At 73.8% G+C, this 21927-nt stretch carries 24 protein-coding genes; 11 read left to right on the top strand and 13 right to left on the bottom strand.

All coding sequences use genetic code 11. The features are described from left to right. Nucleotide 1: 1 nt before the first annotated feature. From GCE86_RS31295 to GCE86_RS31270, 6 genes are all read right to left on the bottom strand, one after another. Entirely contained in the window at nucleotides 2–313 is a 312-nt protein-coding gene (locus GCE86_RS31295; protein WP_154230255.1) for a hypothetical protein, read from the bottom strand. Nucleotides 314–403: 90 nt separating this feature from the next. Then, nucleotides 404–841 (bottom strand): nitroreductase family deazaflavin-dependent oxidoreductase, encoded by a 438-nt coding sequence (locus tag GCE86_RS31290; protein WP_154230254.1) that lies wholly within the window; start codon nucleotides 839–841, stop codon nucleotides 404–406. An 81-nt stretch (nucleotides 842–922) separates the two neighbouring features. Then, entirely contained in the window at nucleotides 923–1801 is an 879-nt protein-coding gene (locus GCE86_RS31285) for a hypothetical protein (RefSeq protein WP_244317123.1), read from the bottom strand. Between the two features lie 120 nt (nucleotides 1802–1921). Beyond that, complete coding sequence (locus GCE86_RS31280) at nucleotides 1922–3136, bottom strand: hypothetical protein (protein WP_154230253.1); 1215 nt, start codon at nucleotides 3134–3136, stop codon at nucleotides 1922–1924. 118 nt (nucleotides 3137–3254) lie between these two features. Beyond that, the gene (locus GCE86_RS31275; protein WP_154230252.1) at nucleotides 3255–3707 is read right to left on the bottom strand and encodes a pyridoxamine 5'-phosphate oxidase family protein; all 453 of its coding nucleotides are present in this window, start codon (nucleotides 3705–3707) and stop codon (nucleotides 3255–3257) included. Nucleotides 3708–3759: 52 nt separating this feature from the next. Further along, complete coding sequence (locus tag GCE86_RS31270; RefSeq protein ID WP_154230251.1) at nucleotides 3760–4353, bottom strand: pentapeptide repeat-containing protein; 594 nt, start codon at nucleotides 4351–4353, stop codon at nucleotides 3760–3762. A 66-nt stretch (nucleotides 4354–4419) separates the two neighbouring features. Here GCE86_RS31270 and GCE86_RS31265 point away from each other — a divergent pair, with 66 nt between their 5' ends. After that, on the top strand, nucleotides 4420–5652 hold the full coding sequence (locus tag GCE86_RS31265) for a serine hydrolase domain-containing protein (RefSeq protein WP_154230250.1): 1233 nt from the start codon (nucleotides 4420–4422) through the stop codon (nucleotides 5650–5652). A gap of 68 nt (nucleotides 5653–5720) precedes the next feature. Continuing rightward, nucleotides 5721–6362, top strand: coding sequence for an NAD(P)-dependent oxidoreductase (locus GCE86_RS31260; RefSeq protein ID WP_154230249.1), 642 nt, complete (start codon nucleotides 5721–5723; stop codon nucleotides 6360–6362). A 2-nt stretch (nucleotides 6363–6364) separates the two neighbouring features. Here the strand turns inward: GCE86_RS31260 and GCE86_RS31255 are convergent, their stop codons facing one another. Together GCE86_RS31255 and GCE86_RS31250 are read right to left on the bottom strand one after the other, a co-directional pair. Further along, complete coding sequence (locus tag GCE86_RS31255; RefSeq protein ID WP_154230248.1) at nucleotides 6365–6829, bottom strand: PPOX class F420-dependent oxidoreductase; 465 nt, start codon at nucleotides 6827–6829, stop codon at nucleotides 6365–6367. Nucleotides 6830–6861: 32 nt separating this feature from the next. After that, nucleotides 6862–7503 (bottom strand): DUF6642 family protein, encoded by a 642-nt coding sequence (locus GCE86_RS31250; protein WP_154230247.1) that lies wholly within the window; start codon nucleotides 7501–7503, stop codon nucleotides 6862–6864. A gap of 288 nt (nucleotides 7504–7791) precedes the next feature. Here GCE86_RS31250 and GCE86_RS31245 point away from each other — a divergent pair, with 288 nt between their 5' ends. After that, nucleotides 7792–8568 (top strand): D-Ala-D-Ala carboxypeptidase family metallohydrolase, encoded by a 777-nt coding sequence (locus GCE86_RS31245; protein ID WP_154230246.1) that lies wholly within the window; start codon nucleotides 7792–7794, stop codon nucleotides 8566–8568. An 84-nt stretch (nucleotides 8569–8652) separates the two neighbouring features. Here GCE86_RS31245 and GCE86_RS31240 read toward each other — a convergent pair whose 3' ends face one another. After that, complete coding sequence (locus GCE86_RS31240; RefSeq protein WP_154230245.1) at nucleotides 8653–9105, bottom strand: hypothetical protein; 453 nt, start codon at nucleotides 9103–9105, stop codon at nucleotides 8653–8655. Nucleotides 9106–9336: 231 nt separating this feature from the next. Here GCE86_RS31240 and GCE86_RS31235 point away from each other — a divergent pair, with 231 nt between their 5' ends. Continuing rightward, on the top strand, nucleotides 9337–9900 hold the full coding sequence (locus tag GCE86_RS31235; RefSeq protein WP_154230244.1) for an SOUL family heme-binding protein: 564 nt from the start codon (nucleotides 9337–9339) through the stop codon (nucleotides 9898–9900). 75 nt (nucleotides 9901–9975) lie between these two features. Then, nucleotides 9976–10473, top strand: a complete 498-nt coding sequence (locus tag GCE86_RS31230) for a hypothetical protein (protein ID WP_154230243.1) — start codon at nucleotides 9976–9978, stop codon at nucleotides 10471–10473. Between the two features lie 112 nt (nucleotides 10474–10585). Here GCE86_RS31230 and GCE86_RS31225 read toward each other — a convergent pair whose 3' ends face one another. Continuing rightward, nucleotides 10586–12709: a hypothetical protein gene (locus GCE86_RS31225; RefSeq protein WP_338106367.1), complete on the bottom strand. Its 2124-nt coding sequence runs from the start codon at nucleotides 12707–12709 to the stop codon at nucleotides 10586–10588. Between the two features lie 370 nt (nucleotides 12710–13079). On the opposite strand from GCE86_RS31225, the gene GCE86_RS31220 reads away from it, so the two are divergent. Next, nucleotides 13080–13619 carry a DUF1697 domain-containing protein gene (locus GCE86_RS31220; RefSeq protein WP_154230241.1) on the top strand — a complete coding sequence of 180 codons (540 nt, stop codon included), beginning with the start codon at nucleotides 13080–13082 and terminating at the stop codon, nucleotides 13617–13619. A 44-nt stretch (nucleotides 13620–13663) separates the two neighbouring features. Here the strand turns inward: GCE86_RS31220 and GCE86_RS31215 are convergent, their stop codons facing one another. Next, nucleotides 13664–14647, bottom strand: coding sequence for an MBL fold metallo-hydrolase (locus GCE86_RS31215; RefSeq protein ID WP_154230240.1), 984 nt, complete (start codon nucleotides 14645–14647; stop codon nucleotides 13664–13666). 154 nt (nucleotides 14648–14801) lie between these two features. Beyond that, complete coding sequence (locus GCE86_RS31210) at nucleotides 14802–15683, bottom strand: serine hydrolase (protein ID WP_154230239.1); 882 nt, start codon at nucleotides 15681–15683, stop codon at nucleotides 14802–14804. 48 nt (nucleotides 15684–15731) lie between these two features. Between GCE86_RS31210 and GCE86_RS31205 the strand changes: the two genes are divergently transcribed. Both GCE86_RS31205 and GCE86_RS31200 read left to right on the top strand, forming a co-directional pair. Beyond that, the gene (locus GCE86_RS31205; RefSeq protein WP_154230238.1) at nucleotides 15732–16706 is read left to right on the top strand and encodes a LysR family transcriptional regulator; all 975 of its coding nucleotides are present in this window, start codon (nucleotides 15732–15734) and stop codon (nucleotides 16704–16706) included. A gap of 140 nt (nucleotides 16707–16846) precedes the next feature. Continuing rightward, a complete protein-coding gene (locus tag GCE86_RS31200) occupies nucleotides 16847–17701 on the top strand; it encodes an aldo/keto reductase (protein ID WP_154230237.1) in 855 nt (284 codons plus the stop codon). A 48-nt stretch (nucleotides 17702–17749) separates the two neighbouring features. Here the strand turns inward: GCE86_RS31200 and GCE86_RS31195 are convergent, their stop codons facing one another. Continuing rightward, nucleotides 17750–18586: a helix-turn-helix transcriptional regulator gene (locus tag GCE86_RS31195; protein WP_244317121.1), complete on the bottom strand. Its 837-nt coding sequence runs from the start codon at nucleotides 18584–18586 to the stop codon at nucleotides 17750–17752. Nucleotides 18587–18688: 102 nt separating this feature from the next. On the opposite strand from GCE86_RS31195, the gene GCE86_RS31190 reads away from it, so the two are divergent. The 3 genes from GCE86_RS31190 (at nucleotide 18689) to GCE86_RS31180 (ending at nucleotide 21927) form a co-directional block, all read left to right on the top strand. Next, nucleotides 18689–19438, top strand: a complete 750-nt coding sequence (locus GCE86_RS31190) for an SDR family oxidoreductase (RefSeq protein WP_154230235.1) — start codon at nucleotides 18689–18691, stop codon at nucleotides 19436–19438. Between the two features lie 63 nt (nucleotides 19439–19501). Next, entirely contained in the window at nucleotides 19502–20485 is a 984-nt protein-coding gene (locus GCE86_RS31185; RefSeq protein WP_154230234.1) for an aldo/keto reductase, read from the top strand. Between the two features lie 302 nt (nucleotides 20486–20787). Beyond that, nucleotides 20788–21927, top strand: coding sequence for an acyltransferase family protein (locus GCE86_RS31180; protein WP_167537084.1), 1140 nt, complete (start codon nucleotides 20788–20790; stop codon nucleotides 21925–21927).

Here is a 21927-nt window from a genome sequence, read left to right as displayed (position 1 = left end):
GTCAGGCGCCGGGGCGGGACGGACGCGGCTCTGCCGTGGGGTCGCCCCGCTCGATGAGCGCGTCGATCTCGGCCGGCGGCAGGCCGCGCAGCGCCAGCACCCGCCGGCCCCAGCGGTGCAGCCGGCACGGGTACGGGCTCGCGTCGTTGCGGCAGATCGTCCCGCCGGACCACCGCCGTGGTGCGTGCACCACCACCGCCCGCACCGCGAACTGGGCGTCCTCGCCGGTCACGTACGGCGGCAGCGGGATCTCCCGCAGCACCTCGCCGTCGGACGGCGGGACGGAACGGACGACGCGGGCACTGCTGCTCATCGGTCGAGCCTCCACAGCGGATGGTCGGGGCGGGAACATCGGAAACCTATGACGCCCCGCGCCGGCCGCGACGGACAAACTGTCCCGCCGTCAGATCCGCTCCAGCACCACCACCGGGATCTCCCGGTCGGTCTTGGTCTGGTACTCGTCGTACGCCGGCCAGGCCGCCGTCATGGTGCGCCACATCCGCGGCTTCTCCTCCGCCGTCGCGGTGCGCGCCCGGACCGGGAAGGTGTCCGGCCCGACCTGCACCTGCGCCTCGGGGTCCGCGAGCAGGTTCAGGTACCAGGCCGGATGCCGCGGGGCGCCGCCCTGCGAGGCCACCACGAGGTAGGCGTCGCCGTCCCGGCCGTAGATCAGCGCGGTGCGCCGCAGCTTGCCGGAGCGCCGGCCGCGCGTGGTCAGCAGCAGGGTGAAGACGCCCGGACGCCACTCGTGGCCCTCCGCGCCACCGGTCTGCACGTACCGCCGGATGTGCTCGGCGACCCAACCCTCGGGGCTGTCCCGCACCTGCTCGCTGGTGGTCATGGTGTCCCCTCCCGGATCGGTCGGTCGGCCCGCCGGGCCCACGCTACCCGCGACCGGCCCCGGGCACCGGGCGATCGGACGTCAGCGCAGCGCGACCGCCTGGAGGCTGACGTTGCCGCAGTCCCCCAACGACTCCTCCACCGTCCAGCTCAGCAGGAGCTTCGCGCCGGGCGCGGCCCGGAACCGGATGGTGAAGTCGGCGGTGCGCGCCGTGTGCGGGTCCTCCATCCGGAGTGTGCTGGCCGGCCCGCCGCCGGAGATCCGCAGGTCGAGGCGGCCGCGGGCCATCCACAGCCCGGCGTAGAGGTGCACGGTGCGGAGCTGCCCGTTGGCGGCCACGGCCAGGGTGAAGCCGCTGCCGCGGTCGCACGTGTACACCCCGGACAGGGTGCCGCTCACCGCGGCGGTCGGGGTGCCGTCGCGCCAGGCGTACTCCTCGGGGTTGTTGTCGTAGCTCTGCCGCTCGCCCCGGCCGCCCTCGTCGCGGATGTCGCCGGAGCCGTGCCGCTTGCGCACCGGCGTCCGGGCGCCGAGGTGTCCCCACTGGACCCAGTCGACGGTGCCCACCGCGCTCAGGTCTACGCGCGCCGGCACGTCGGACTGGCTCACGGTCAGCGTCGGGGGCACCGCCGGCCGGGACGGCGACGGGCTGGGCGAGGGTGGCCGCTGGCGGGGGTTCAGCCCCGGCGTGACGGCACTGGGCTGGCTGCCGCCCGGGGGCGGCAGCACGGGACGGCCGGTCGGCGCGACCGGCAGCACGGCGTTCTCCTCGCGGGGCGTGTCGTGCCGCTCGCTGCCCAGGTAGGCCACCAGCGCGGCCAGGCAGACGAACGCGGCCAGCGCCTCCAGCAGCCAGCGCCGCCGTTGCCGGGCCCGCGCGAGCCGGCGGAGCGCCGACCGGGTCTGCCCGCGCGGGTACGCCGTCCGGTCACCGACCCGACCGTGGTCCTGCTGCCCCACCGAACCTCCGCTCACCGCCGCGCTCCGGCCGCCGGTTCACGTTTCCATCATGGGCGTCGGTGCGCCATATGTCGGCGGAGGGCATTTCCATCTCGTTACCAATCGGTAGCGACGGCGGGCTCAACTCACCGTGACCGCCTCCAGCGTGACCCCGTCGTTCTCCCCACCCACCACGGTGAGCGCCCGCCAGGTGATCAGCAGCCGCTGGCCGCGCGGCGCGCGGAAGTGGATGACGTACTGGAAGAAGCGATCGCCGGCGGCGAGTGCGACCTCGCGGACGGCCGGGTCGCCCCCGCCGGACAACCGCACATCGAGCCGGGCGCCGGCCGAGAACGCGCCGACGAAGAGCCGGACGGTCCTCAGGTCGTCGCTGCCGGCCACGCTCAGCGTGAAGGTCTTTCCCGCGCCACGCTGGAAGACTCCCGACCGGGTCCCCTGCTGCCGGGCCGTCGGCGTGCCGTCGGTCCAGGTGAGAGCGGCGACGGCGGCGTTGTGCTCCAGGCGGTCGCCGCCCGGGTCGCCGATCTCACCAGTGCCGCGCTGCTTGCGCTGCACGCTCCCCGCACCGGTGCCACCCCAGTGCCGCCAGTCCCGGGCGCCGAGCGCGGTCAGCGACACCGACGCCGGCAGCGCCTCCTGGTCCAGGTTCAGCAGCGGCCCGCCGGGGAGGGCCGGGCCACCGGTCACCGGCACCACGGTGGGCGGCGCCGCGGTCGGCTCCGGCGCCGGGAGGGTGGGCGCGGTCGCCGTCACGGTACGGCCGCCGTCCGGTTCGGCGCCCCGACCGGCGTATGCCAGCACCAGCACCAGTGCGGTCAGCGCCGCCCCGGCGAGGACCAGCCGGCGCCTGCGACGGCGGGCCCGGGCCGCGCCGACGCGGGTGGCCCGGCGGTCGGGCGCGACGCCGACCGCGGTGCGAACCCGGGCCGTGGCCGGGCCGACCAGCCCGGCGAGCCGGGCCGTGACGCCCTCCGGGGCGGAGTGCCGCACCGGCGCGGGGGGCTTCGGTCCGGCCTTCGGCGCGCCGGGATCGCCGGTCACCGGCAGGTCAGGGTCGCGGCCCGGTGCGGCGGCCGGTGACACGCCGGCGCCCGGCTCCAGGGCCGGGGACGACCCGGCCGGGCGCGACGGGACCACAGGCGCGTCCGGGACCGCCTCCTCGTTGGAGGCCGCCCGCGGGTCGGGGGTAGGCGGCCCGGCCGCCGGGGCGTCGGGGTCGCCGGACAGCCGGCGCGGGCCCGGCGGCGGCTCGGGCGGGCGGGTCGGCCCGGCCGGTACGGCGGGCAGCCAACCGCCGACCCGGATACCGGTCTGCGTGAGTTCGTCCTCAGCCACCGACCCCTCCCTCGGCCACCGGCGCGGGCGGCCGTCCCGTGGCCCGCCGCAGGGAGGATGACACACACCTCGATCTTCGAGAAGCCGCCAGCCGGAGGCATCTTCCCGACAGTGCCCGTCAGCGCCGCTCCCGCCGCCGCAGGCCACGGTCCGGGTGCCAGCTCTCGATCACCAGATGGTCGGGCGGGTCACCGACCCGCGTCAGCACCACCTCGGTCACCTCGACGCGGAACCGGTGCGAACCGTCCTCGCCGGCCGGCTCCTCGTGCGCCCGGCCGGCGATCTTCGCGTCGCCCGCCCAGGAGGCCGGGTCGTCCTCCGGAGCGTCCTCGGTCGGGCAGTGCAGCGCCACCCGCGGGTCGCGGCGCAGGTCGAGCGCCTTCAGCGCGCCGGCCATGCTGCCCAGGCGGAGCTGCCCGTCGTCGCCGAAGTCGAACTCCGTGCCGCTGATCCGCGGCGAGCCGTCCCGCCGCAGGGTCGCCATCGTGCCGTGCTTGCGGACGGCGAAACGGGCGCGCACCCGCGCGGCGAAGTCGGGTTCGGCTGCCACCAGGTCGGACCACCACGTCATGCGGCCAGTCTGGCCGGAAAAACTGACAACCCGCGGCGCCTTTCCCGGCGGGTCAGCGGATCTCGAAGCCCAGCGCCTGCGCGAGCACGACGGCCTGCTCGGCGTCGACGACCGCGCCGGCCCGCTCCACGGCCGTCGGATCGAGCGCGCTCAGGTCGCTGCCGCGCAGGTCGGCGCGGATCAGTTTGGCGGCGTGCAGCTGGGCGCCGGAGAGGTCGAGGCCGGTGAGCACCGCGCCGGTCAGGTCGGCGCCGGTCAGGTCGGCCTCGCGCAGGCGCGCGTCGGTGATGCGCACGCCGCGCAGGTCGGCGCCGGGCAGCGCGACGAAGGACCAGTCGCCGCCGTCGACCCGCAGCGGGCGCAGGTCGCACTGGTCGAACGTGCTGCCGACCAGCTTGCACCCGGTGAACTCGGCCTCGAAGAGGTTGCACCGCTTGAAGGTGCAGCGGGTGAAGGCCGAGTCGGTGTGCCGGGAGGCGTTGAGGGCCACGTTGCCGAAGACACACTCGGTGAAGGTGGCGCCCTGGCTGACCGCCTCGGTGAGGTCGACGTGGAAGAACTCGCACCGGACGAAGTGCCGGTCGACCAGCTCCTCGGCGTACCAGTCCTCGTGGCGGTAGGTGACGTCCTCGACGGCTTCCGGCATGCGGCCGAGACTAGTGTGGCCGGCCGACACTTCCCGCTCGCCGTACCGGCCGGTAGGTTCGGCTTCGTGAGCGTCGCAGTGAGCACCGACCCGGCCCGTATCGGCTTCGACCCCGCCCGGCTGGCGCGGATCGACGAGCACTTCGGCAGGTACGTCGACGACGGCCGGCTCGCCGGGTGGCAGATCGTGGTGACCCGCCGGGGCGAGATCGCCCACTCCTCGACGTACGGGCTGCGGGACCGGGAGGCCGGCGCGCCGGTCGAGCCGGACACCCTCTGGCGCATCTACTCGATGACCAAGCCGATCACCTCGGTCGCCGCCATGATGCTGTGGGAGGAGGGCCGGCTCGAGCTGAACGACCCGATCAGCCGCTGGCTGCCGGAGTTCGCCGACGTACGGGTCTACGACCGCGGTTCGGTGCTCAAGCCCTTCACGGTCCCGGCGGTCGAGCCGATCCGGGTCTGGCACCTGCTCACCCACACCGCCGGCCTGACCTACGGCTTCGCCCAGGTCAGCGTGGTCGACGGCCTCTACCGGGCGGCGGGCTTCGACCTGGGCGTGCCGGCCGGGGCGGACCTGGCCGAGGCGACCCGGGGCATGGCCCGCCTGCCGCTGCTCTTCCAGCCGGGCACGAGCTGGAACTACGGCGTCTCCACCGACGTGCTGGGCCGGCTCGTCGAGGTGGTCTCCGGGCAGTCGCTGGACGCGTTCTTCGCGGAGCGGATCTTCCAGCCGCTGGGCATGACCGACACCCGCTGGTGGGTCGACGAGCCGGAGGCGAAGCGCCTCGCCGCGCTCTACATGCCGCACCCGGCCACCGGCCAGGCGGTCCGCGCCGACACGGTCGGCCGGTACGCGCTGAGCGCGCCGGACTGCCTCTCCGGCGGCGGCGGGCTGGTCTCCACGGCCGCCGACTACCACCGGTTCACCCAGTTCCTGCTGCGCGGCGGCGAGCTGGACGGGGTCCGCCTGCTCGGTCCCCGCACCGTGCGCTTCATGACCCGCAACCACCTGCCCGGCAACCGGGACCTGGGCTCGTTCTCCCCGGACGGCTTCGCCGAGACCATCCTCGACGGGGTCGGCTTCGGGCTGGGCTTCGCCGTCGTGCTCGACCCGGTGCCGTCGCGGGTGCCGAGCAGCGTGGGCGAGTACTACTGGGGCGGCCTGGCCAGCACCGCCTTCTGGGTGGATCCGGTGGAGGAGGTCACGGCGCTGCTCTTCACCCAGCTCATGCCGTCGAGCACCTACCCGCTCCGCCCCCAGCTGCGCCAGCTCGTCTACTCGGCCCTGGTCGACTGATCACCGGACGCCCGGCCGGTTCGTCGGAACGGCACCGGCCGGGCGGCCCGCTCCCTAGCCTGGGGAGCATGAGCGAGATCGTCGTGTTCGGCGCCGGCGGCACCGCGGGCTCGCGGATCGCCGCCGAGGCGGTAGAGCGGGGGCACCGGGTCACGGCGGCGGTACGCCGCCCGGAGGCGACCAGCTACCTGCCGCCCGGGGTCCGCACGGTGACCGGTGACGCGACCTCGGCCCGGAGCGTACGGGAGCTGGCCGGGGAGGCCGACGTGTTCGTGGTGGCCATCGGCGGCGGCGAGCGGGACCTGTGGCGCGACGCGGCCCGGACCGTGGTCGACACGCTGCGCGAGCTGCCCGACCCGCCGCGGGTGATCCACGTGGGGGGCGGGGCGACGTTGCTGACCCCGAAGGGCACCCGGTACCTCGACGAGCCGGACTTCCCGGAGGAGTACCGGGACTCGGCCGAGGGCCAGGCCGACGCCCTGGAGATCTACCGCTCCTCGGCCGACGGGGTGACCTGGACGTACGTCTCACCGCCGCCGCTGGAGTTCCACCCGGGCGAGCGGACCGGCCACTACCGGACCGGCACCGACCACCCGGTCACCGACGCGCAGGGCCGGTCGGTGCTCACCTACGAGGACCTGGCCGTGGCGATCGTCGACGAGATCGAGAACCCGCGGTTCGGCAACGCGCGCTTCACGGCCGCGTACTGAGGTCAGTCGGCCAGGCGGGCGGGGAAGCCGCCGGTGGCGATCGGCCCCCAGGTGTCGATGGTCACCCGGATCAGGGACTTGCCCTGCCTGACCATCGCCTCGCGGTACTCGTCCCAGTCCGGGTGCTCACCGGAGATGCTGCGGAAGTAGTCCACCAGCGGGTCGAGCGCCTCCGGCAGGTCGAGCACCTCGGCGGTGCCGTCGACCTGGACCCACGGCCCGTTCCAGTCGTCGGAGAGCACGCACGCGGAGACCCGCGGGTCGCGGCGGATGTTCCTGACCTTGGCCCGCTCCGGATAGGTGGAGATCACCAGCCGCCCCTCGCCGTCCACCCCGCAGGAGACCGGGGAGGACTGGGGCCGGCCGTCGGCGCGGGTCGTCAGGAGCACGACCCGGTGCCGGGGGCGGAGGAACTCGACGAGGGCGTCCCGGTCGACCCGGGTGTTGGTCGCGATGCTGCGTGCCATGCCTCGGTTCTACCAGGCCGGCCGGGCGGGCCTCAGCGGGGACGCCCGGCGGCCCGGCGCGGGGAGGCCTGCGCGGGTACGCGCGGCTGCGCGCTCGCCCGCCAGGCGCGGCCGTTGGCGTAGATCACCCGGAAGCCGAGGTAGGAGGCCAGCGGCGCCCAGTGCGCCGAGCCCATCCGCAGCTCGGCGGCGTTGTGCCGCTGCCCGTTGGCCAGCACGTCGAGCAGCACGGTCTCGAAGGCGGCGGACTCGACCCAGTCCACCTCGCGGGTGAAGCCGCAGACCAGCGCGGCGCCCGTGACGTCGAGGAAGTCACGCAGCGCGGCGTCGGACGCGCGCAGCACCGAGCAGCTGCCGAAGTAGAGGCGGCGTCCCTCGCAGCGGCCGGCCATCCGCTGGGCGACGTCGGCCAGCTCGACCGAGTCCCAGTCGGTGAGGCAGAGCCGGCTCGGCTCGCCGTGCATCGCGAAGAAGCCGACCCGGTAGTCGGCGTACTGCTTGAGCAGCCAGCGGTCGAGGAAGTAGAAGAGCTCGTCGCGGGTGGCGGCGTCCTTGTGGATGAAACGGATCCGGCCCAGCCGTTCGAGCAGTTCGAGGGTGGGCAGGACGGAACCGCGCTCGTTGAGGTCCCGGTGCCACTGACCCTCTATGCAGAAGACGCCACCACGCGCCAACGCCACACCTCCCCCGCCTCGCACGCAGACGTTACCGGCCCGGGGCGACAAGGCGACATCACCCTCGGTGTCACCGAATGGCGGATCCCGTCACCGGCGCGCGCTTCCGGGGTGGAATGGGCGTTTCGCATTCACCCCAATTCACCGGTAATACCAGCAGTCGGCGAATGCGAGAGCAATTCCGGTTATCCGCCACGAACCGTCAGCACTGCTGTCACGGTGGAAGTACGGGACTTCCCGGTCGATGTCCCGTCCCAACCCCACATCTCTCCAACCGGGAGGAACTCTGTGCGCGTCAACATGCTCAAGCGGGCGGCCGTCGCGTTCGCGCTGGCCCTGCCCGGGGCCGCGATCGCCACGGTCGTCGCCGCGCCGGCGGCTCACGCCGACGGCTGCTACACCTGGAACCGGAACCTCTACCAGGGGCGCTCCGGCGAGGACGTCCGGCAACTCCAGATCCGCGTGGCCGGCTGGGCCGCCTACCGGGACATCGTCCGGGTCGACGGCAGCTACGGGCCCGAGACGGCGGCCGCGGTCCGGCGCTTCCAGTCCGCGTACGGGCTCCGCGCCGACGGCGTCGCCGGCCCGCAGACCTTCGCGAAGATCTACGAGCTCCAGGACAACGACTGCACGCCGAAGCACTTCAGCTACGCCGAACTCGACAACGGCTGCGGCAAGGGCGGGTGGAGCGGGGGCCCGCTCTCGCCGACCGCGACCCGGGAGAACGCGGTGCGCACCATGTGGAAGCTGGAGGCGCTGCGCCGCAGCCTCGGTGACACGCCGCTCTACGTCAACAGCGCCTTCCGCAGCATCGCCTGCAACCAGCAGGTCGGCGGCGCCTCGGACAGCCAGCACCTCTACGGCACCGCGGCCGACGTGGTCTCCCGCAGCCGGACGCTGTGCCAGGTGGCCAAGTCGGCCCGCAGCCACGGCTTCAGCGGCCTCTTCGGCCCCGGCTACCCGGGCCACAGCGACCACGTCCACGTGGACTCCCGCCGGGAGAACAACCGGGACCGGTCGGCCAACACCACCACCTGGTCCGCCCCGAACTGCGGGGTGAGCTGAGCCGATGGTCGAGGGCGGCCCGGCCGCAGGGGTGGGGGCTCCCTGCGCCGGGCCGCCGTCGGCAGCCCCGGGGGCGCTGAGTCGTCAGCTCGCCCGGGGCCAGCGCGGCCGGGTGGCGGGGGGTGCCACGGGCCGGCCGGTACCGCCGGGCCGGAGAGCGGGCCGCACCGGAGGTGCGGCGACCCGGCCGGCCGGGCCGCGCGGGGACGGTGGCGCCGTCGGCCGACCGGCCGACGGCCCGGTCAGGACGAACGGGAAGGGCACGTGCACGAACGGGTTCCCGTGGCGCACGAGGGCGTCGATCTGGCGTTCGTTGAGGCCGTGGGCCTCCAGCACGCGCCGCCCCCACCGGTGCAGCCGGCAGGGGTACGAGGCGCCGTCGTTGCGGCACTTCGGTCCGGCGGGCCACTCCTCGGCGGCGTGCACCACCACCGCCCGGACCGCGAGCCGGACATCCTCGGGGGTCAACGGCGCCGGCACCGGCACCTCGCCCAGGATCTGATCGATGGGATCCGTCGACTGCTCACCAACTCGCACGGCAGGCCTCCCGCAGCTCGGCAGCGGTGCGGCGGACCGGCCGCACCACATCCTCGACCACTGGTACGGCCCCGCGACGGCAGCAGTTCAATCCCGTCCGGCGGTCACACCAACCCGGCGTCCTGCACGAGCAGCGCCACCTGGACGCGGTTGTTTTGCCGGGGCTGCCGGCCGGGGCGGCGCGCGGCGGTAGCGTCGGCGGTGGGACCACCGAGTGCGGGAGGGCGCGCGATGACCGAGCGGCAGCCGTACCGCACGGTGGCCCGTCATCCGGGGTTCGAGCTGCGCCGCTACCCCGCCCACCTGGTTGCCGAGGTCCGCGTCGAGGGGACGTTCGAGTCCGCCGGCAGCGCGGCGTTCCGGCCGCTGGCCCGGTACCTCTCCGGGGCGAACCGGTCGCGCCGGGCGGTCCCGGTGGCCGCGCCGGCGACGCCGCAGCTCGCGGGCTCGGAGCGGATCGCCATGACCGCACCCGTGCTCCAGGAGGAGGGCGACCGGCCGGGAAGCTGGCTGGTGCGGTTCGTGATGCCGGCGGGCTTCACCCCGGCCACGCTGCCCGAACCGACGGACCCGCTGGTCACCACCCGGGAGATTCCCGCGCAGCTCGCGGCCGCCATGCGGTTCTCCGGGCGGTGGACCGCGCGGAATTTCGAGCGCCGGGCCACGGCGCTCGGCCGCGCGGTCACCGCCGCGGGCCTGCGCCCGACCGGCGCGATCCGGTACGCCCGTTTCGACCCCCCGTGGCGGCCCTGGTTCCTGCGCCGTAACGAGGTCGTGCTCCCGGTCGCCGAATAGTCGGCGGCCGGCACGGCCGCCCGGGGCACCCCTAGACTCGGTGACCCGCTGCTGCCCCACCGGATGGGAGACCCCGTGCGCCGCTGGCCCGCCGCCCTGGTCCTGGTCCTGCTGCTCGCCGGCTGCGGTGGCGGCGACACCGGGACGACCGTCCTGCCGGCCTGGGAGGCCCCGTCGCCGACCGCGTCCGCCCCGCTGACCGTGAAGGAGGCGAAGGGCCGCTACCTGGCCATCGTGGCGCCGTACAACACCGCGCTGGAGGAGCTGGAGGAGGCGCTGTCGGCGCGCCGGCCGTGGCAGACGGTGCGCAAGCTGGCCGGCACGGTCGCGACCACCAGCGCCGCGCACGCCGAGCAGCTCCGTGCCACCGACTGGCCGGCCGCGACGCAGGCTCCCGTCGCCGCGCTGCTCAAGGAGAACGACGTGGCGCTGCGGCACTGGAAGCTCGCCGCCGAGGCCGGGAGCGCCGCGGCGCTGATGCGGGAGATCCGCGCCGCCGCCGCGCACGACGGCGGGACGCAGGCCGACAAGGTACGCCGCAGCCTCGGCCTGCCGGTCTACAAGGACTCCTGACTTCGCCACCGTCCTGCGGGGTGACGTGAAAGCCGCTCAGGATGGTGACCGGCCTCCGGGACGCGTCGGGCCCGCGCCGAGGTGCGGCGCGGGCCCGAACGGGATGGTGTGGCTACTTGCCGTTGCCCGTGTTCTTCACCCGGAAGGTGTAGTCCGCGTCCAGGTAGGTGAGGTCACCGGTCGGCAGGTTGGAGATCAGGACGGCGAAGTCGTCCTGGTTGCCGTTGGCACACCTGGTCCGCAGGCCCCCGGCGGTGAACTGGTCGCCGGTGGACCGGTAGACCCAGTTGCCCGCGCCGTCGGTGGTCTCGCCGGGCGAGGTGACACCCGGCGTGAGGTCGCAGTGGCTGACCACCTGGACCGTCCAGTTGTTGTCCTGCACGCCGCTGGTGGCGAACCAGTTGCCCGCCGCCGAGGTGAGGGTCGCGTCGGCGCCGTTGACCTTCACGTCGTCCACGAACCAGCCGGTGTCCATGTACGCGGCGTCGGTGGAGTAGCGGAACCGCACGTCCGTCGTGCCGGCCGGCAGGTCGGCGGTCAGGTGCTGGTAGACCGGGTCGTCGACGAAGTACCGGCCGCCGGAGGTGCCGGTGAGGCCGTTGCCCTCCTCGTTGTTGCCGTGCGGGTCGTCGTTGGTGGTGACGACCTGACCGGCGTCGTTGCGCACCGGGACGGTCACCCAGTTGCCGCCGACGAGCGCCTCGACGAAGCCGTAGTCCCAGCCCTCCTCGATGAAGTACCAGCTCCAGAAGTCCAGCGACGTGACCGCACCGGAGGTGGTGACGTCGAGGACGTTGTCGTTCTGGCTCTCGTAGCCGGCGTACCAGTGGGTGGTGCCGGTGTGCGGCGGGATCACGGTCTCGTCGTCGCCGTCGAACTCCAGGGCCACGGTCGGGCCGGGGTTGCGGAACCGCTCGACCGACATGCCGAACGGCACCGCGGTGGTGTCCTGGCGGTTCTTCAGCCGCGCCCACTTGGCCTCGGGAGTGGCGCCCTGGTAACGGCCGCGGCCGGACCAGAACACGTCGTCGGCGATGTCGATGGTCCAGCTGGTGTCCGCCGGGTTGCCGAAGTCGAACGCCTTGATGTCGTAGATCGGCGAGTCCTCGTCGTCCAGGTAGACGGCCACCGACCAGTCCCGGAACAGGTCGGCGGCGCTGCGCAGGTGCGCGCCGGTCTGCGCGTTGAACGAGTCGATGGCGTTCTGCACGCCGGCCATGCCGTCGGCCTGCTCCTCGAAGATCTTCTTGATGAGGAGGTCACCGGCCTTGCCGTCGTACTGCTTGTCCGGCGTGTAGGTGCCGTCACCGTTGCCGCCGGCCTGCTCCCAGAGGTACTGGAAGTAGGTGAACGAGGCGCCGTAGTTGGCCAGGGTGCTGCCCCACCGGGTCAGCGAGGTCTCCTCGTAGAAGACCTGCTGGTTGCTCAGGTGCGAGCCGCCGGCGTCCAGGCCGTTGAGGAAGATCGCGAAGTCGGCCAGGCCCTCGTCGACCCAGGACAGCTCGCCCGGGTCGCTGTAGTTGTGCAGCAGGTGCTGCAGCTCGTGCGCGACGGTGCCCTCGTACAGCTCGGGGCGGTCGTTGGCCGGGTTGGCGTCCCGCCACGGCGAGTCGTTCGGCCCGACCCGGTTCGCCCAGTCCAGGGCGTCGACCACGATGACGTTCATGCCGACGCTGTCGATGAAGTCCGGCGCGAAGTAGCCGGCCGTGTACGACGTCTGCGCGCAGTCGTAGTAGGCGTCGTCCTGGATGTTGTAGAGCACCATGACCAGCGAGTCGCTGGCCGGCTCGTCCGGGTCGGCCGCGTCCATCGGCCCGAAGTGCTCCTCGTCCACGGCGACGATCTGGTTGGCGAGCTTGTCGCCGACGTAGTTGATCTCCGCCTGGGTGAGGGTGAACTGCGCGGCCGTGGCGGTCGCGCAGGGGTGGAACGCGTCGCCCGGGTTGTGGTCGAACTGCGGGTCGAGGCTGGCCACGCCGACCGGCGCGGTGCCGTCGAGCGGGGTGCCCTTCGGTACGTAGATGTAGACCGGCGTGCCGTCGGGTGTCGTGTTGGCGTAGACCCGGGTGAAGTCCTGGTTGTAGGTGCCGCCCGCCGCGCTGTCGTTGATCGGCAGCGTGATGGTCGGTTCGCCGGGAAGGTTCTCGTGGTCGTTGGCCTGGGCGGGGGCCGAGACCGTGAAGGCGAGCGCCGTCACGCCCGCCACCGCGGCCGCGATCCGGCTCGGTCGTCGCATTCGCACGTGGTGCCTCCTGCCGTGAGGCGGTGATCAGCTCCGGCCACCGCCGTCGGGTGTGCAGATGCCCCCGTTGCGTGCCACCGAGGTGGCAGCTGACCAGGGGAATTTTGTCTTCAGGCAACCACTTGCGACGGTGCCGGGGGAGGCGGCCGCAGGTCACAAATTCGTCACGAACGTGAGTCACCTGACCGCACGTGCGACCCCGGTCGGCGGGCGGCCGATCCGGTTCGGCGGATCGGCCGAGGGGCCGGCGTCCGCCCGGCCGTCCACCTCGTCCCGACCGGGCCCGGGCCGACCACCGTTCGGGCCCCGGACGGCCGCCCGTTCTAGGCTGGGTGGGCGAGTGACGCCGGCGCGAGGAGGCCCCATGACCCGCTACGCCGCCCTGCTGCGGGGCGTCAACGTCGGCACCACGCGGCTCGCCATGGCCGACCTGCGCCGCCTCGTGAGCGACCTCGGGCACGGGGACGTCAAGACCTACCTGCAGAGCGGCAACGTGGTCTTCAGCAGTCCGCCCACGAAGGACGACATCCTGGCCGACGGCATCGCGCGCAAGCTCGCCGACGAGCTGGACCTGCGCGTGCCGGTGCTGGTACGCAGCGGCGACGAGCTCGCGGCCGTCGTGGCGGCCAGCCCGTACGCCGGGAAGCAGGACGACCCGACCCGGGTGCTGGTGGCCTTCCTCGCCGCCGCGCCGAGCAGAGCCCGGGTCCGGGACCTGGCCGCGCCGGCCGGCGAGAACCTGGAGTTCGCGGTCGACGGTCGCGAGGTCCACCTGCACTTCCCCGACGGCGGCTACGGGCGGACGAAGTTCACCAACGCCCACCTGGAGAAGAAGCTGGGCGTGGTGGCGACCACCCGGAACTGGAAGTCGGTGCTGGCCCTGCGGGACCTGGCCGCCGGCTGAGCGGAGGGACCGGCCCCCGTGACCCGGCCCCTCCACCAGCACGCTCAGAAGTGGTACGCCGTGTGGTACTCCGGCACCAGCACGCGGCTGCGCGGCGAAGCCTTCCGCACGGCGGCGATCAGGTCGTCGAGGCGCTGCCGGTCGGTCGGCGCCACCGTCGGCGGGTTCGTCAGCGGGGTCTCGAAGTTGTCCCAGTGCACCGGCACCACCACCTTCGGGTGGTCGAGCGCGGCCATGAGCCGGGGCACGTAGTCGGCCGTGGCGGTGGTCGCGGCGGAGGCCACCATGGCCACGTCGGGGGCCAGCCCGACCAGGTTGCGCTCGGCGAAGTCGCTCGCCCCCATGAAGAACACCGACGGCCCGCCGTCGACCCGGATCTGGTACGCCAGGGTGTCGCCCTCGGGCAGGTCGGAGATCTTCTCGGGCTTCGGCGGCCGGCTGACCCGCACCCCCGGGAAGGCCATCGACCAGGCGCCGTTGCGGCTGTGCAGCGAGCTGACCACCTCGACCGTGTACGCGCCGAAGTCGAGCACCTCGCCGCCCTTGACCGGAGCGAGCTGCCCGGACGGCAGCCCGTGGGCCAGCCCGAGGTGGTAGGCGGTCAGGGTGCCGACAACCCGGGCGCCGGTCCGCCCGGCGAGGTACGGCACGTCGGCGAAGTGGTCCCAGTGGGTGTGCGTGACCAGGATGTTCTCGGCCCGCTCCACCAGCGGGTCGATCACGGTGGGCCGCACCTCCAGCGGGGTGTTCTCGTCGAACGCGCCCCGGAACAGTCCGGTGTCGAAGCGGCTCAGGTACGGGTCGACCAGCACCGTGCGGTCGCCGATGTCGATCCGCCAGCCGGACGTGCCCCACCAGCGGAAGCTGACGGCGCCGCCGCGGCGGGCCCCGGCCGGGACGGGAGCCGCGGCGGCCCGCGCCGGCGCGGCGGGCGCGCCGGCGACCAGGCCGGCCGTCGACACGGCGGCGGTGCCGACGGCGGCATCGCGCAGGAAACGGCGGCGGTCGTAGGACCGTTTGTCGAGCATGGAGTGTCCTCCCCGTGCGGGACCGGTTGATCGGTGGACCCACCCCACCACCGGCCGCCCGCCCATGTCCAAGATCGTCCGGCGGCACGGCCGATACGCGTCCGGATATCACCGCAGGTCACCGCCCTGCCCATCGAGCGGGGCGGCCGGGAAATCAGCCGGCGCGCAGCGCCTCGACGGCGGCCCGGGCCGCCTCGCCCATGGCCAGGTCCACGTCGATCCGGCGGGTGCTGAGCCGCTCGGTGCGGGCGAACACGGCGACCGCGTACCGGCCGCCGTCGGGGTACTCGACGACCCCGGCCTCCAGGTGCAGGCCGGGCAGGGTGCCGGTCTTCCCGGCGACCCGGACGCCCGGCGGGAAGCCGGAGGCCAGCCGGGTCCAGAACAGCTGCCGGGCCATCAGCTCGCGCACCATGGCGCACGCGGTCGGCGGTCCCGCCTCGTCCCGCCAGATCAGGCCGAGCAGCCGGGTCATCTCCCGGGCCGTGCTGGAGGTGGTGTGCGCCGGGTCGAACACCCGCATGGCCCGGACCCGCTCCGGCGGCAGGGTGGGGAAGATCCGCGCGAAGTCGGCCTCGGTGCGGGCGCCCACGTCGGCGAGCATCGTCTCGACCAGCTGCCGGGGACCGCCGACGATCCGGGTACGCGGCAGGTCCAGCTCGGCGGCGAGCATCGGCAGCACGTCCGGGCCGACCCGGCGCAGCAGCAGGTCGGCGGCCGTGTTGTCGCTCACCGACATGGCGAAGTAGGCCAGGTCCCGCAGGGACACCTCGACGTCGTCGGCGCAGCCGGCGACGCCCCAGCCACCGAGCCGGTCGCCGGCGCCGACCAGCACCCGCTCGACCGGGTCGAGCTGACCGGCGACGACCTGCCGGGCGAACTCCAGCGCCAGCAGGATCTTGAACACGGAGGCGATCACCACCTGCTCGTCGGCCCGCAGCGCCACCGCCCGTCCCGGCGCGTCGACGTCCTCGACGTGCAGGCAGCCGCTGATGCCGGCCCGCTCGAAGATCTCCCCGATCCGCTCCGCGCTCACCCCGACACGCTAACCAGCGGCGGCCGGGGCGGGCGTAGGGTGCCCGTCGTGGACCTGCTGCGACACCTGCGGCACTTCGTGGTGGTGGCCCGGGAGCTGCACTTCGGGCGGGCCGCCGAGGCGCTCGGCATGGCGCAGCCGCCGCTCAGCCAGTCGATCCAGCGGCTGGAACGCGAGCTGGGCGCCAGCCTCTTCGACCGGTCGCAGCGCCAGGTCCGGCTCACCACGGCCGGCCAACTCCTGCTGGGCGAGGCCGACGAGCTGCTCGCCGGGGAGCGCCGGCTGCGCAACCTGGTCGACCAGGTGCGCCGGGGCGCGCTCGGCGTGCTGCGCGCCGGCGTACCCCCGGAGACCCCGGCCGCGACGCTGCGCGCGCTGCTCGACGGGCTCGCGGCCCGGGCGCCCGGGCTCGACCTGGACCTGCACGAGCTGACCAGCGCGGAGCAACGGCGGATGCTGGCCGAGGGGCGGCTCGACGTGGGCCTGCTGCACCACCCGGTGGAGGAGGCCGGGCTGCGCTTCGGCCCGGCCGTGGACACGCCGGTCGGCGTGCTGCTGCCCCGGGCCGCCCCGGCGGCCCGGGCCCGCGAGGTGGCGCTGGCCGACCTCGCCGGCCTGGATCTGATCACCGCGCCCCCGGCCACCGCGCCCGGCTGGCACGGGCACCTGCTGGCGGTCTGCCGCCGGCACGGCTTCGTGCCGGCGCGGGTCCGGCCCGCCCGCAACCCGGAGTTCCTGTTCGGGCTGCTGCTGGCCGGCGGCGCGGTCGCCCTGGAGCCGGAGGCGGTGGCCCGCCGCGAGCCGCGGGTCGCCTGGCGGCCGCTCGCCGGCGCGCCGCTGGTCAAGCGGACCTCGGCGGCCTGGCCGGCCCGAGCCGGGCACCCGGCGGCCCCGATGTTCGGGCAGCTCGCGGCCGAGGTGCTGGCCGTCGCGGAGCCGCCGCCCGCGACCGCGGCGCTCGCGGCGGCCGCCCGGCCCTGGCCGGTGCTCTTCGAGGCCGGCCAGCAGCCGCCGGGGAGCTGAGCGGGCCCGATGGCGGCGCAGATCACCCCGGTGGCGGCCGTGACGAGCCGGGTCGAGCGGGTAGAAACCCCGGGTGGCAGGCCCGGCACCGCGCGTGGAAGCGTTCCCGGGCACCCCGGACGATCGGAGATGAGGCTTCCATGGCCCCGAACAGCGTTCCCGACATCTCACTCAACGACGGCAACACCATCCCCCAGCTCGGCTTCGGGGTCTTCCAGATCGAGCCGAAGGACACCGCGCAGGCCGTCAGCAGGGCGCTCGAGATCGGCTACCGGCACATCGACACCGCCGAGATGTACGGCAACGAGGCCGAGGTCGGTCAGGCGGTGCGCACCTCCGGGCTGGACCGGAGCGAGGTCTTCGTCACCAGCAAGCTGAACAACGGCTTCCACCGCCCGGACGACGCCCGCAAGGCGTTCGACTCGACCCTCGCGGAGCTGAAGTTCGACTACCTCGATCTGTTCCTCATCCACTGGCCGCTGCCGACCCTGTACGACGGCGACTTCGTCTCGACCTGGCGGGTGCTGGAGGAGTTGCAGCGCGACGGCCGGGTCAGGTCGATCGGCGTCTCCAACTTCCAGGTGGCCCACCTGGAGCGGCTGGCCGCCGAGGCGGAGGTCACGCCGGCGGTGAACCAGATCGAGGTGCACCCGTACTTCGCCAACGAGGAGGTGCGCGCCTACGGCAAGGCGCACAACATCCTCACCGAGGCGTGGTCGCCGATCGCCCAGGGCAAGGTGCTGGACGACCCGACCGTCGTCGACATCGCCGAGGAGGTCGGGCGGACCCCGGCCCAGGTGGTGCTGCGCTGGCACGTCCAGCGCGGCGACATCGTCTTCCCGAAGTCGACCACGCCGAGCCGGATCGAGGAGAACTTCCAGATCTTCGACTTCGCGCTGGACGACGCGTCCATGGACCGCCTCAACGGCCTGGACAAGGGCGAGGCCGGCCGGCAGGGCCCGAACCCGGACACCTTCGACTACGTGCCCGACTGAGCCGCCGTCGCGACCGGGAGGCCGGACCGCCGGCCCCCGATCGCGGGCTCAGGAACCGACCCGCTCCCCGATCCGGCGGAACGCGGCCTGCGTCGGCGACCCCGGCGCGGCGACGTAGACGATCAACCGCTGGTCGGTCTCCGGCACGTGCAGCACCCGGCACTCGAACTCCAGCGGGCCCAGCTCCGGGTGGGCGACCCGCTTGACGGTCGGGCGCCGCTCCCCCACCTCGTGTTCCGCCCAGAGCGCGGCGAACCGCGGGGACAACCCGAGCAGCTCGGTGACCAGCGCGGACAGCGCCGGGTCGGCCGGGTAGCGCCCGTACGCGGCCCGCAGGTCGGCCACGGTGGTCCGGGCGAAGCGCAGCACCTCCGGGTCGGCCCAGTGCGACTCGGGCACCGTCGCGCCGAACATCCAGCGCACCATGCTGCGCTCGCCGGGCGGGACCGCCGACAGGTCGCCGACGAACCAGGCGGCCAGCCGGTTCCAGGCCAGGATCTCGTACGCGGCGTCGACCAGGTACGCGGGTGTCTCCGCCATGGCGTCGAGCAGGTGCCGCATGCCCGGCGACACCTCCCGGCCGGGCCCGGTCGCGTCCGGCGGGGCCTCCCCGGCGACCCGGAACAGGTACGCCCGCTCGTCGCGGCTCAGCAGCAGCGCCCGGGCCAGCGCGGCGAGCACCTGCCGCGACGGGTGCGGGCCGCGCCCCTGCTCCAGCCGGATGTAGTAGTCGATGGACATCCCGGCGAGCTGGGCGACCTCCTGGCGGCGCAGGCCCGGCGTGCGGCGGCGTACCCCCTCGGGGAGGCCGACCTCGGCGGGGCGCAACCGGGCGCGGCGGGTGCGCAGGAAGTTCGCCAGCTCGTCGCGGCGCAGGGTACTCACACCCCAAGCCTGCCGCATCGCCGGCCGCCGGAGGTGGTACCGCCGGTACCAGCCTCGGCGGGCCTCTCCCGCCCGCCCGCACCCGGCGGCAGCCTCGACGGCATGACGACGACGACCGCCCTGATCACCGGGGCCAACAAGGGAATCGGCCTGGCCACCGCCCGGCAGCTCGGCGCGCGCGGGATGACCGTGCTGGTCGGCGCGCGCGACGCCGCGCGCGGCCGGGAGGCGGCGGACAAACTGCGCGCCGAGGGGACCGACGCGCGCTTCGTGCCGCTGGAGGTCACCGACGCGGCGTCGGTCGCCGCCGCGGCCGGGCTGGTCGAGCGGGAGTACGGCCACCTGGACGTGCTGGTCAACAACGCGGGCATCATCCGGGCCGACGGCGCCGGGCTGCCCAGCGAGACCACCCTCGACTCGCTGCGCGAGGTGTACGAGACGAACGTGTTCGGCGTGGTCGCGGTGACCAACGCGCTGCTGCCGCTGCTGCGGCGGGCGCCGGCCGCCCGGATCGTGAACGTCTCCAGCGAGGTCGGCTCGATCGGCGTGATGACCGACCCGGAGGGCGCCCTGTTCGCGCTGACCTCGGTCCCCTACCCGTCCTCGAAGACGGCGCTGAACATGGTCACCGCCATGTACGCCAAGGAACTGCGGGACACCCCGATCAAGGTGAACGCCGCGAACCCCGGCTACTGCGCCACCGACCTGAACCACCACAGCGGGTTCCGCACCCCGGAGGAGGGCGCGGAGGTCAGCGTGCACCTGGCGACCCTGCCGGCGGACGGGCCGAGCGGCCTGCTCTGGGGCTACCAGATGGACGCGGGCGGCGGCTACGGCGTGCTGCCCTGGTAGCGGTTTGACTTCGCGCGCACTCGAAGGTGGAGGGTGGTGGCACGTTCTGACGGGGAGGAATCCATGCGATACCGCACCATCGGCGCCGACCCGGCCACCCGCCGCGAGGTCAGCGTGCTCAGCCTCGGCGCGATGCTCTTCGGCACCGCCACCGACGAGGCCACCTCGTACGCCATCCTCGACCGGTACGTCGAGGCCGGCGGCACCTTCATCGACACCTCGGACAACTACGCGTTCTGGCAGAACGGGGGCCAGGGCGGGGAGAGCGAGGAGCTGCTCGGCCGCTGGCGGCGCAGCCGCGGCGTCGGCGGCGAGGTGGTCATCGCCACGAAGCTGGGCGCCCGCCCCCTGGCCCCCGGCACCAGCTACGTCGACAACGCCGAGGGCCTGTCCGCCAAGGTGATCCGCGAGTCGGCCGAGCGCAGCCGGGAACGGCTCGGCGTGGACAAGCTCGACCTGCTCTACGCCCACATCGAGGACCGGACCGTGCCGCTGGAGGAGACGGTCCAGGGCTTCGCCGACCTGGTCGCCGAGGGCACGGTCGGCCTGCTGGGCGCGAGCAACCACCGCGCCTGGCGGGTCGAGCGGGCCCGGGCGCTGGCCGCGTCGGCCGGCCTGCCCGGGTACGAGGTGCTCCAGTACCACCGCAGCTACCTGGCGCGGCGGCCGGACCTGCCGAGCGACCTGGACCCGGACGGCGACGTCGGCTGGGTCGGCCCCGACCTGGCGAGCTACCTGCGGGCCGAGCCGCGGCTGACCCTGGTGGCGTACTCGCCGCTGCTCAGGGGCGCCTACGCGAAGCCAGAACGCCTCGGCGAGGAGAACGACTTGCCGAGCACCCCGGCCCGGCTGGGCGCGCTGCGCGCGGTGGCCGACGAGACCGGGGCGACGGTCAACCAGGTCGTCCTGGCGTGGTTGCTGGGCGGGGACGTGCCGGCGATCCCGCTGGTCGGCTTCTCGTCCGTGGCGCAGCTGGACGAGAGCCTCGCGGCGGTCGAGCTGGAGCTGACGCCCGAGCAGCGGGCCCGCCTGGACGCGGCCCGCTGACGGTGGCGCGGCGCACGGTGCCGGTGCTGGTCCCGGCCCGGTCGAGGCGGACCGGCGGACGGAGACGGTCCGGCCGCCGGCGAGGGTGAGGGTGAGGGCCAGCCGTCAACGGCCTCCCCCCGGGGCCGAATGAGGCGTGGTTATGATGCGCATCTTCCCCCGTCGGCGTCGTGATGCCGGCCCCTGCCTGCCCGCCGCCGCGAAGGACGATGATGACGAGCGCCACCGCTACGAGCCGCAGCACCCCGACTGCGGCGGCCCGCCTGGACTCCCTGACCGGGCTTCGGTGGATCGCAGCACTGATGATCTTCTGCCTGCACATCCAGAGCGAGAGCAACTTCTTCATCGCCGACAGCCGCGCCCAGGACGCGTTGAACTCGCTCCTGGCCGCGGGCCGGTCCGGGGTGTCGTTCTTCTTCATCCTGTCGGGCTTCGTGCTGGCCTGGTCCGTGCGACCGACGGACACCGCCAGCCGATTCTGGTGGCGCCGCTTCTCCAAGATCTACCCGAACCACTTCGCGACGTTCCTGGTTGCCTGCCTCCTGCTGTCGTGGCGGGGCATGGAGGTCATCGACTTCGAGCGGATGTTCTACAACCTGACGCTGCTGCACTCCTGGCCGCCCGGGCAGAGCGACGTGTGGTACTCGTTCAACGGCCCGTCGTGGTCGCTGAGCTGCGAGGCGTTCTTCTACCTGTGCTTCCCGCTCCTGTACGCCGGGCTGCGGCGGCTGCGGCCGGCCGCCTGGTGGGTCATTTCGGTGGCGTCGGTCCTCTTCATCGCGGTCCTGCCGTTCGGCATCAAGCTGTTCCACGAGCCGTTCGGCTGGTCGGAGCACTTCATCGTCTACCACCTGCCGCCGGTCCGGATGGTCGAGTTCCTGCTCGGCATGTGCCTCGCGCTGCTGGTGCGGGGCGGCTGGTGGCGCGGTCCGGGCATGACGGTCAGCATCGTGGTGATTCTCGCCGGGATGGCCGCGGCGGCGTTCCTGCCGGAGGAGTACGGGTTGGCGCGCGACGCCGCGTGCACGGTGCTGGGCTACTCGCTTCTGCTGCCGGCGTGCGCACTGGCCGACGTACGGCGGTCACGGTCGATCTGGCGGGCGCGGCGCCTGGTGTATCTGGGTGAGGTGTCGTTCGCGTTCTACATGGTCCACGAGATCTGCCTGTACGCGGTGCGGCACACGTTCGGCGACGATCACCCTCATCGCCCGTCGGTGGCCGCAGGAGTGTTGGTCCTGGCCACGTTCTGCTTCGCACTGGTCGCGGCGATGGTGCTGCACCATGTGGTGGAGCTGCCGATGATGCGGCTGCTGACCGGTGGGCGGCGCCGGCCGGTGGCGGGTGGTGTTCCGCCTGCCGGTTCCGGCGCGGTGCTGGTGGGGCCGGGTGGAGAGAGGGCGGCTGCGGCGGCTCCGGAGCCGGTGGCGGCGGGGAGGACCTAG

This window comes from Micromonospora terminaliae (assembly GCF_009671205.1).
In the GTDB taxonomy this organism is placed as follows: Bacteria; Actinomycetota; Actinomycetes; order Mycobacteriales; family Micromonosporaceae; genus Micromonospora; species Micromonospora terminaliae.
This window is presented reverse-complemented; position numbering and strand designations above follow the sequence as displayed.